Genomic DNA, 9,752 nt, shown 5'->3' on the forward strand with positions numbered 1-9,752 from the left:
CGTACGGGGAGTACGGAAAGCGCATCTGGCGCTCGACGAGAAACTCGTCTTTGATTTCGACGCCGTACTTCGATATCTCCTGTCCGATCCGCCGGAGATCCCCCGTGTCCTCGCCCACGACGAGAACATGTAGGTTCGTCTGCCCACCCATGAGTTCGCGCACGGCAACCACGCTGGGGATCGTCCCTAGCTGTGCCGCGACGCGCTCGATCTCGTCAAACTTCACATGGCACAAAAACAGGTTGAGCAACGCATCGTCGGCCCGTTCGAAATCGATAGTGGGGTGATACCCCTCGATGATCCCGTTGTCTTTTAACCGCGCGATCCTGTTTCGGACGGTCGCGCCGGAGACGCTCACCTGCTCTGCGATCTCCGTCGCCGACGTGTTACGGGCATCCCGCATGAGTGCATGGAGGATCCGCCGATCGATGTCATCAAGCCGGACGCTATCACCGGTCCCGTCGCTCATACCTATCTGTTTCACAATTGACTTATACATTTGTCTCTCTACGGATTCGAAATTACTTCGACGATATTTTCGATAACCGATACTCTACGAGAGATGGCTTTTGTATCACAAATACTATGAGAAGTTTTAACAAATGTGGATTCAATCACTCGGTATGAAACCGGTAGCGGCGGCACAACACTCCAACGGAAACGATCGATTCGGGGGGGGCCGCCTTGATGGGTGGGTCCATGGTTGAGCACACCCGCACACTCGATTTCAAGATCGCGTTCGCTATCGGTCTAGGAACGATGATCGCCGCCGGGATCTTTTCGCTGTCGGGAACGGCAGTCGCGGCGATCGGCTCCAGCGCGGTGATCGCGTTCGTCATCGCGGCGGTGATCGCCGGCATTACCGCCGCAGCGTACTCCGAGTTCGCGTCGATCTACTCGGAAAACGGTGGCGGATACCTGTTCACGTCACGCACGTTCGAAGAGCAAAAGCTGCTGACGTACGGGATCGGCATGTCGCTGTTTTTGGGGTACACGGGCACCACGGCGTTTTATCTCTCGACTATGGACGAGTGGTTTTTCAGATTCATTATTCCGGAGTCGCTGCAGTGGCTCCCGCACGGTTCATCGGCCGTGGCTGCGGCAGTGCTGTTGGGGGTCCTAAACGCCAGAGGGACGGAGGAATCCGGGTCGTTTCAGCTCATCGTTTCGGGCGCAAAGGTCGCTGTACTCCTCGCGTTCATCTCCGGCGCGTTCGCCTTCCGCGGCCCGTCGACCGCCGTCGGGAACTTCACCGCGCAGTTTTCGACCGATATCGTCGGGATTGTCTCGATCTCCGCGCTGGCGTTCATCACCTTCTTCGGCTTCTCCGCGATCGCCGCAAGCGCGGGGGAGATCATCGAACCGAGAAAGACGGTCCCGCGGGCTATTGCTGCCAGTATTATCTCGGTCACGATCCTGTACGCGCTCGTCATCGTTGCGATGACGAACTCGACGGTGCCGCCCGAAGTGATCGCCCGAGAGGGCGAGACGGCCATGGGCGAGGTCGCGGCCGGATTTCTCGGCCCAGTCGGCCGATCGTTGATCGTCGCCGGGGCCGTCTTCTCGATGGTGTCGGCGTCCAACGCATCGATTCTTGCGGCGTCGAGCATCGGCTCGCTCATGGGCAGACAGGGTCAAGCACCGCGTGCGTTCGCACGCATCCACGCCCGTTTCAGGACGCCGTTCTGGAGCGTGACAGCGGCGATAGCCACGATCGTGTCGCTGATCGTCGTGTTCATCGCGCTGTTCCCCGAGGAAGGTGGACTGACGTCGATCAATCTCGGATTAACAGTACTGACAGGGTTTGCGACGTTTAATTTGCTTCTACCGCTAGCTATCGTCAATGGCGCGCTGATCTACCACCGGCGAGCGTTCCCCGAGATCGAACGGGGATTCCGCGTTCCGGGCGTGCCGGTCGTTCCTATCGTCGGGATCATCGCGAACATCGGGCTGATCACCAACCTCCCGCGGACCGGTGTGGCGACCGGGATCGGGCTGACGATGGCGCTTATCGGCGTGTACGTCGTCTGGGGGGGCGGACAGGAGGTCGACGAACTTGTCCAGCGGGTTCGTCCGCCGGAACCCGCTGCTGCGGAGACGGGAGCGGAGGGGACCGCCGAACCGGACGCAGGGTACTACCGAGTACTGGTCCCGGTTGCGAGGCCGAACAATGCGGCTAAATACGTCCGACTAGCGGAGCTGTTCGCTACTGGACGCGACAAACAGCCGCTGATCGAAGTGATCACCGTCACGGATATCCCCGACCAGACGCCCCACGAGGTGATGGCCGATGTGGCCAACGAAAGAGTCGAGCGAATCAAGGAGGTTCTCGCGGACGAGGAGTTCGCCGTCGAGTACACCGTTCAGGGCCACACCTGTCGGAACATCGCCTTCGATATCCTCCAGTCGGCCCGGGAGGATAGCGCCGATCTTATCATCATGGGGTATCCCGAAGAAAACGACGAAATCACGAGGAAGGTCGAGTACACGGCCCCTTGCGACGTCATATTCGCGAGCGGAGTCGGGGACGAGGAGATCAAGCAGGTAAATATCGGCGCGGGCGGGGGGCCCCACCATCTGGCAGCGGCACAGTTCGTCAGAAACCTCGGCGAGGAGGGACTCGGCGTGAACGTCATCTCCGTCGATCCAGCGGGTGAAGGAACGTCGGAGGATCCCGCGGAAACCGTCTCGGAATTAAATGGTGTCCCTGACCTCCACGTGTACAACGTGTCCGCCGCAAGTATCGCGGAGGGGCTTGTTACGAAGACCAAAGAGGAAGGTGGTGTGCTGGTCATCGGCGCGTCGCGGGACCGCCGCCTCCGGCAATGGGTGTTCGGGAGTACGCCGGACGCGGTAATCGAGCGGGCCGAACTGGACGATGTCCCGGTGCTCATCTACGCCAGTTCGACGAGCGTTCCCGAACGGATCGAGGATTACCTCTTCCCCGTGTACCGGTATCTCAACAAACTCAGGGGCCGTCCCGAGAAGCAACCTGACGAGCGCGCCGTCGAGAACTAGTCCTCTTGGGATTCGGGCCGTCTATTTGACCGACGCGACACTCCTCCGATGACCGAGTGACATTCCGTATTCGACGAGCGAGCGGACGCTCGCGTGGCCGTCGTACTCACTGAGTACGGTACCCTCCGCATCCTCGACGGCCTCGGAGACGCCGGGGATCAACTGGGTGCCCGCGCCGTCGAAGATCACCCTGACCTCGTCGCCGTCGGCCTCAACGAATTCCTTTGCGGGTTTAAACCTATTTGCGACGTGGCTGTAGTCAGAGTGGGGTTCATTGCCGGCGAGAATTACGATTGCTGGCTCTGCCATCGGAGTGATCTATCACCCGGATACACAAAGCCCACCATCGGATGTGTGCCGCCGGCACTGACCCGAGCAGGGTTGTACACAGTGTTGTCGGGTCGACGGTATCAACAACCCCATGCCCGTACGACCTTCAGACGACAACCCATACGTTTTACAAATAGTTGTTCCGAAGTAATGTGATACCAATCCATCTATGACACCGCTTGCAGACGCGCTCTGTGTCCTCCACGTCGACGAGCCGTCTATGACGGGGGCGGTCGAGTCAACCCTCGAAGGCGACGAGTCGTTGGTCGTCCGCACCGCCGAAGCCCCCGAGGAAGGGCTTCAAATACTGTCGGGTGGCGGTGTCGATTGCGTCGTATCGGGATCCGACATCCCGGACGGGGATGGACTCGAGTTTTTCCGGGCTGTCCGCGAATCCCACCCCGACGTTCCGTTCATTCTCCACGCGGATCGGCAGGCCAAGTGGATCGGCGAAGAGGCGCTACGGGCCGGCGTAACGGACTACATCCCAACGGACGAGGTGCTCGGGCACCGCTCTCTGCTCTTGGCTCGTATCGAAAACGCCGTCGAGCGGGCCCAAGCAGCCCGGCAGGCCAAGGAGGCCCGACGAATCGGCCGCGTCGCTAGAGAACTCAACGAGAGCCTCGCTCGCGCGACTACCCGGGAGGAGGTCGACGACCGTGTCTGCGAGATCCTCAACGATGCGGAACCGTACCGCTTCGCCTGGATCGGTGAACACGACCCCAATACTCGAACGGTCGAACCGCGAAGTTCGGCCGGCGTCGCCGAGGAGTACCTCGAAGCGGTCGAGATAACGACCGATGAGTCCCAAACCGGGGGCGGCCCGACCGGACGGGCCATCCGGAGCGGCGAGATCGCGGTGATGCAGAACATTCGGGAGGACCCGGAGTACGAGCCCTGGCGCGAGCAGGCCCTCGAACGCGGCTACCGTTCCAGCGCCGCCATCCCGCTAGTCTATGACGACACGCTCTACGGCGTATTGAACGTGTACGCGGACCGACCCAACGCCTTCGACGACCGGGAGCAGCGGCTGCTTGCGAGCGCCGGCGAGACCATCGCTCACGCCACTCACCGGATCGAGCTTCAACAACAGTACACCGACCAGTACCGGACCCTCTTCGAGGAGGCCCCGGTAATGGTCGTGTTCACCGGCATAAGCGAAAGCAAGCCGATCATCGAGGACTGCAACCGGGCGTTCGCCGAACACCTCGGGTACACCCGTGAGGAACTCCGCGGGACGCGTCTGACCGAGCACTACACCGAGCAGTCCGCCGAACAGCTCCGTGGCGGCGGCTACGACCGTGCGCTGGCGGGGGATTTCGTCCGCGAACAGCGAACGCTCGTGGCTCGCGACGGGACGGAAACACTCACAATTCTCCGTGCGGCCCCGAGACACGACCGAGACGGCGACATCATCGGCACGCACGCGCTGTTTTTGGACATCAGCGACGAAGCACAGATCCGAAAGCTCGAGCGACAAAACGAGCGGCTCGAGGAGTTCGCGTCCCTCCTCTCACACGACCTCCGGAACCCGCTGAACGTCGCCCAGGGCCGGCTGGAACTCGTCGCCGACGCCTGCGACAGCGAGGATATACGACACGTCCGAAACGCCCACGCTCGAATGGAGGCGCTGATCGAGGACCTGCTCACGTTTGCCCGGGAGGGGACGACGGTGACCGACCCCGGTATCGTCGACCTCGCGGCGCTCGTGGAGGAGTGTTGGGCGAACGTCGATACCGCCGGGGCGACTCCCGAAGTCGAGACCGACCGATCGATCCTGGCCGACGGAAGCCGACTCAAGCGGGTCTTCGAGAATCTTATTCGGAACGCGGTCGAACACGGCGGCCCCGAGGTGACGGTCCGGATCGGCGACCTCTTGGATCAAGACGGCTTCTACGTCGCCGACGACGGCCCCGGCGTCCCCGAGGCCGACCGCGAGGCGGTGTTCGAGGCGGGTCACTCGACGAACGAGGACGGCACCGGATTCGGACTCAGCATCGTCCAAAGTATCGTCGAGGCCCACGGGTGGTCGATCCGCGTTACCGAGGGCGACGACGGCGGGGCGCGCTTCGAAATCACCGGCGTCGAATACGCCTCGGAGTGACCGGTGTCGGCGGTATTGCGGTTACTGGCGTATATCACTGTAAAATTCCTTAGAGCCCCCAGAAAACAGCGATTCCGAGAGTCGTGACGACGGCCAAGATCACCTGGAGGGGTCCGCCAACTCGGATGTAATCACTGAACTCGTATCCACCGGGACCATAGACGAAGAGGTTGGTCTGATACCCAACCGGCGAGATGAACGCCGTGCTGGCGGCGAACGTGACGGCAAGAACGAAGGCGAATGCGTTGGCGTTCAATTGGGCGGCCGCGTCGACAGCGACAGGAATGAGCAACACGACGCTGGCCTGGTTGCTGATGAGGTTGGTAACCGCAGCGGTCAGCAGATAGAACAGCCCGAGAACGGCGATCACGGGCAAGAAATCGGCCGTCGAGACGACAAGCATGCCGAGTAGATCGGCACCGCCGGTCTCCGACAGCGCCTTGCCGAGCGGGATGACGCCAGCCAGCAAGAAGATCACATCCCACTGAACGGCATCGTACGCCTCTGCCGGTTTGATGATACCGGCGACGATCATTACGGGGACGCCGCCGAGCGCAGCCACCATGATCGGCAGGATGCCGAGTGCCGCCACCCCGACGACAGAGAGCACGATGCCGACTGCGATCGGGAGTTTTGACGACCGGAACTGCTGGAGGGCGAGTTCGCCAGCCACGATCACATTCGGATCGTCCGCGAGTCGGTCGACGGTGTCGGGGTCGGACTCGATGAGCAGCAGGTCGCCCGGACGAATGTGATACTCCGGAAAGCGTTCGTAGGCGGTCTCACCGCCGCGGCGGATGGCCAGAACGGCCGTCTGATACCGGTTTTGAAACCGTGACGACTCGACTGTTTCGCCGACGAGATCGGACCCGGCGGTAACGACGATTTCGACGAGCGTTTCTCCGGGGCCAAGCGCATCGAAACCACCTGGCGGCGTGACTTCCGGAACGAACTCGACCCCCTCTATCCCGTGTAGCGTCCGGACCGCGTCTTCGGTGAGCCGAATCGTGAAGGTATCTCCCTCCCGGATCGTCATCGACAGTTTCGGTTCTCGATGATAGTCACCATCACGAATCAGTTGGGTGACGTTCGCCTCTAGGTCGACCGCTTCGAGCGCTTCCCGAATCGTCGAGTCGACAAACGGTGATTGTTCCCCCACGATTACTTCTGTGAGAAATTCCTCCTTTTGCGCCGTTTCGAGTGTACTGCGGGGTGTCACGTGAGACGGAGCAAGCCAGTATCCGATCGTAAGGAGATACACCCCGGTGACGAGAAACACCACGAGACCGAGGTGGGTAAACTCAAACATCGAGAACGTGTGCAAGGAAGGATAGTCGGTGGCGAGTCGACCCGCCACGTCGCTGGCTAAGAGGTTTGTGGACGTGCCGATGAGCGTGAGCATCCCACCGGCCATCGACGCGTACGAAAGCGGGATGAGCAACTTTGACGGCGACGTTCCGTTCTCGTGAGCGAGATCGCTCACCATCGGCAGCAAGACGGCGACGGCAGCGGTGTTGTTAATGATTCCCGAGAGTGGGCCGACGAGCCCGACCGTTGCGCCGAGTTGCTTGTGCTCACTCTCGCCCGTTAAAGAGGCGACTATCTTTTCAAGACGCTGAATCGCACCCGTCCGGCGGACGCCTTCGCTCAGGATCATCATCGCGAGAATGGTGAGTGTTGCGGGGTTCGAAAATCCGGAGACGCCCTCTTGTGGCGAAACGCCAGTCCACGGACCGAGTATAATAAGCATGACCATGATCCCGATCGCGGTCACGTCGATCGGGACAGGCTCGGTGACGAACAGAATGAAAGCGACGAGGATAATAAAAAAGACGAGAAGCATCCCAACAGTCGCTGTAGACATCAATATATACTAACAATCGTGATGGTAGTTGGGTGTACTGGTCGATGATCACCATCGATCGGGAGTAGCTGTGGGGGTATTTCGATGTCGTCGGTTCGGTGCTGCTTCGCGTGCGTCCCGCCGTCGGCTGTCGAATCCCTACATCCATTTCGAGGCCGTCTGTCAGGTACCCCCCGGCTCGTCCACGGTCTTGATCGGACTCAACTCCGGCTTCCAATCGAGCCCGTGGCGTCGCGAATCGTCTCGCCGCGGGTAGTTCAGCGCGGAGAACACCATATCGAACTCGCCGAATTGTGAGCCTCCGAGATTGCTCCGGATAGCGTCCGCGCTCCCCTTCAGGTTCTCTGTGAACGCGGCCGCCTGGTCGTTCAGGGTGTCGTCGTCGATGTCCGCGCTGGCGCTCTGGAGGGCGTCGGTGTGGCGCTTCGTGAGTTTCACGAGCGACCGGAGGAACGCCGAGGGCTGGGCGGGACTCACGGGTACCTCGATGACGTTCTCGACATCCTTCCGGAACGCCATCGCGCCCTCCGTGCGTTCGCGCTGGTCCCCGACCGGCTCCAGTTCCTGACTCAGCTGCTGAGTTCCTGAGAGAGTACGAGCTGGCTGAGCGTGAGCACGAGCGTGACGCGCGTGATGATGGACGTGAGCGGCGCTTGAGATAGCGTCTCGATAGAGTCCGCCTGACTGAACGGCGTCGGCGTCCCCATCGGGTGGAGTGGCCCGATGATGCCGAGCACGAAGAACACGCCGCCCGAGGTTCCGGCGGCAACCAGCCACCGGTTCGTGTTCAACGGTAACCAGAACCTCCGACTGTTCTCCAGCACGCGCTCCCGCATCGTGTCGCTCGGGCGACATTCCTCACTGTCGCTCAGTCACCGGGGCCGCTTCCGACGGCGGTCCACTCGACGCACGTTTTTTGTACCCGAGCGCCGATTCATCGATTATGACGGGGCTACTCGACCACACGATGATCCGTGTCGGCGATCTTGAGGCGTCGATCGACTGGTATGAGACGCACTTGGACTACGAACGCAAGGACCGCCACGACGGCGACGGGTTCAGCATCGTCTACCTCGGACCGGAGGATATGAGCGACGACGAGGCGATGTTGGAGTTGACGAGCAACGAGGGGCAAGACGAGGTCGAGATCGGCGACGCGTGGGGCCACATCGCGGTTCGCGTCCGCGACCTCGAAGCCGCCTACGAGGGGCTAATGGAGGGCGGTGTCGAGGATTACCGCGATCCGGCGTCCTGTGGCGGCCGATACGCGTTTGTCACGGATCCCGACGGCCACGAGATCGAACTCGTCGAGCGCTCGCAGGGATCACCGTGGAGCCTCGATCACACGATGATCAGAGTCGAGGACGCCGACGCGGCGCTCGGCTACTGGGTCCGGAAGTTCGAGTACGAGGCGGTCAGCCGCTGGGAGGCCGACACGTTCGCAAACTTCTTTGTCGAACCGGAGCACGCCCCTGAAGAGGCGATGAGCCTCGAATTGACGTACAACTACGACGGTCGGAGCTACACCCACGGCGACGGCTGGGGCCACCTCTGCGTCCAGGTCGACGACCTCCAAGACGATTGGGAACAGCTGACGTTGCGGGAGATTCCGGAAGACCGCGACCCCGCGGATTGTGATAACATGTACGCGTTCGCCGAGGATTTCGAGGACCACGAGATCGAACTGCTGGAGCGCGACGCGGACGCCGAATCGCTGTTTCCCTTCTGAGTTCGCTGGCTGATCCGCGGCCGGGAGAACCCGACGCTATCTGCGGTCGGGAAAATCCGACGCTATTCGAGTTGGTGGTAATCCAGTTCGTGCCCCTCGTCGAGGGCCGCCTGAACGGCCTCGCTGGGAGCACCTACGGACTCTGTGTGCGAGAGCATCCCGCCAATGTCGGCACCGTCGAGATGGATGTTGCACCGCAGTTCGGGGTCGATATCGGGGTAGTCCGTCCGGTAGTGCGCGCCGCGGGACTCGGTGCGCTTGAGCGCGCCTCGAAGGACGGCCTCGGCGGCCGTAAGCATGAAGCCGAGGTCGACGGCGAACTCGAAGGACCGACTCGTCACGTCCCCGACATCCACGTCGGCGGCTCGTCGTCCGATGTCGCCGAGCGCGTCGAGACCCGCCCGTAGCGACGCCTCATCGCGAAGGATACCGGCGTGTTCCCACAGCAGTTCCCGCAACTCGGCAACGAGCGTCTCGACCTCGTACGACCCATCGGTGTCGGCTATCGCGGCGAGCCCACCGAGGTGTGACTGGACGGTCTCCGCAAGCACCTCCTCGGGGATTGTTCCGGGGCCGTCGACCCGCTCGGCGACGTGCTCGCCCGCGACGACGCCGTAGGCGACCGTCTCCGCGAGCGAGTTCCCGCCGAGTCGGTTCGCCCCGTGGACGCCGGCCATCGTCTCGCCGATCGCGAACAGCCCGTCAAT

General features: G+C 61.8%; 9 protein-coding genes. 3 read left to right on the plus strand and 6 right to left on the minus strand.

From position 1 onward, the window contains the following. Positions 1-469, minus strand: a 469-nt coding sequence (locus tag ACI944_RS07545; RefSeq protein WP_411718440.1) for an Lrp/AsnC family transcriptional regulator, incomplete at its 3' end; no start/stop codon positions are given. Positions 470-699: 230 nt separating this feature from the next. On the opposite strand from ACI944_RS07545, the gene ACI944_RS07550 reads away from it, so the two are divergent. Continuing rightward, positions 700-3,018 carry an amino acid permease gene (locus ACI944_RS07550; protein ID WP_411718448.1) on the plus strand — a complete coding sequence of 773 codons (2,319 nt, stop codon included), beginning with the start codon at positions 700-702 and terminating at the stop codon, positions 3,016-3,018. Positions 3,019-3,039: 21 nt separating this feature from the next. Here the strand turns inward: ACI944_RS07550 and ACI944_RS07555 are convergent, their stop codons facing one another. Beyond that, on the minus strand, positions 3,040-3,327 hold the full coding sequence (locus ACI944_RS07555) for a hypothetical protein (protein ID WP_411718441.1): 288 nt from the start codon (positions 3,325-3,327) through the stop codon (positions 3,040-3,042). Between the two features lie 190 nt (positions 3,328-3,517). Here ACI944_RS07555 and ACI944_RS07560 point away from each other — a divergent pair, with 190 nt between their 5' ends. Further along, positions 3,518-5,452, plus strand: a complete 1,935-nt coding sequence (locus ACI944_RS07560; RefSeq protein ID WP_411718442.1) for a GAF domain-containing protein — start codon at positions 3,518-3,520, stop codon at positions 5,450-5,452. A 49-nt stretch (positions 5,453-5,501) separates the two neighbouring features. On the opposite strand, the gene ACI944_RS07565 is transcribed toward ACI944_RS07560, so the two are convergent. The 3 genes from ACI944_RS07565 to ACI944_RS07575 form a co-directional block, all read right to left on the minus strand. Continuing rightward, positions 5,502-7,316, minus strand: coding sequence for an SLC13 family permease (locus tag ACI944_RS07565; protein WP_411718443.1), 1,815 nt, complete (start codon positions 7,314-7,316; stop codon positions 5,502-5,504). A gap of 162 nt (positions 7,317-7,478) precedes the next feature. Then, on the minus strand, positions 7,479-7,835 hold the full coding sequence (locus ACI944_RS07570; protein ID WP_411718444.1) for a hypothetical protein: 357 nt from the start codon (positions 7,833-7,835) through the stop codon (positions 7,479-7,481). Between the two features lie 50 nt (positions 7,836-7,885). Next, positions 7,886-8,152, minus strand: a complete 267-nt coding sequence (locus ACI944_RS07575; RefSeq protein WP_411718445.1) for a hypothetical protein — start codon at positions 8,150-8,152, stop codon at positions 7,886-7,888. Positions 8,153-8,259: 107 nt separating this feature from the next. Between ACI944_RS07575 and ACI944_RS07580 the strand changes: the two genes are divergently transcribed. Continuing rightward, a complete protein-coding gene (locus ACI944_RS07580) occupies positions 8,260-9,045 on the plus strand; it encodes a VOC family protein (RefSeq protein WP_411718446.1) in 786 nt (261 codons plus the stop codon). Positions 9,046-9,107: 62 nt separating this feature from the next. Here the strand turns inward: ACI944_RS07580 and ACI944_RS07585 are convergent. Next, a partial coding sequence (locus tag ACI944_RS07585) for an FAD-binding protein (protein WP_411718447.1) occupies positions 9,108-9,752 on the minus strand: 645 nt, incomplete at its 5' end.

This window comes from Natronomonas sp. (assembly GCF_046710025.1).
GTDB lineage: Archaea > Halobacteriota > Halobacteria > Halobacteriales > Haloarculaceae > Natronomonas.

Excerpts from the sequence above, each read along its gene's own strand:
- ACI944_RS07570 (WP_411718444.1), bottom strand. The coding sequence starts at position 7,835 with ATGGCGTTCCGGAAGGATGTCGAGAACGTCATCGAGGTACCCGTGAGT.
- ACI944_RS07575 (WP_411718445.1), bottom strand. The coding sequence starts at position 8,152 with ATGCGGGAGCGCGTGCTGGAGAACAGTCGGAGGTTCTGGTTACCGTTG.
- ACI944_RS07580 (WP_411718446.1), top strand. The coding sequence starts at position 8,260 with ATGACGGGGCTACTCGACCACACGATGATCCGTGTCGGCGATCTTGAG.
- ACI944_RS07550 (WP_411718448.1), top strand. The coding sequence starts at position 700 with ATGGTTGAGCACACCCGCACACTCGATTTCAAGATCGCGTTCGCTATC.
- ACI944_RS07565 (WP_411718443.1), bottom strand. The coding sequence starts at position 7,316 with ATGTCTACAGCGACTGTTGGGATGCTTCTCGTCTTTTTTATTATCCTC.
- ACI944_RS07555 (WP_411718441.1), bottom strand. The coding sequence starts at position 3,327 with ATGGCAGAGCCAGCAATCGTAATTCTCGCCGGCAATGAACCCCACTCT.
- ACI944_RS07560 (WP_411718442.1), top strand. The coding sequence starts at position 3,518 with ATGACACCGCTTGCAGACGCGCTCTGTGTCCTCCACGTCGACGAGCCG.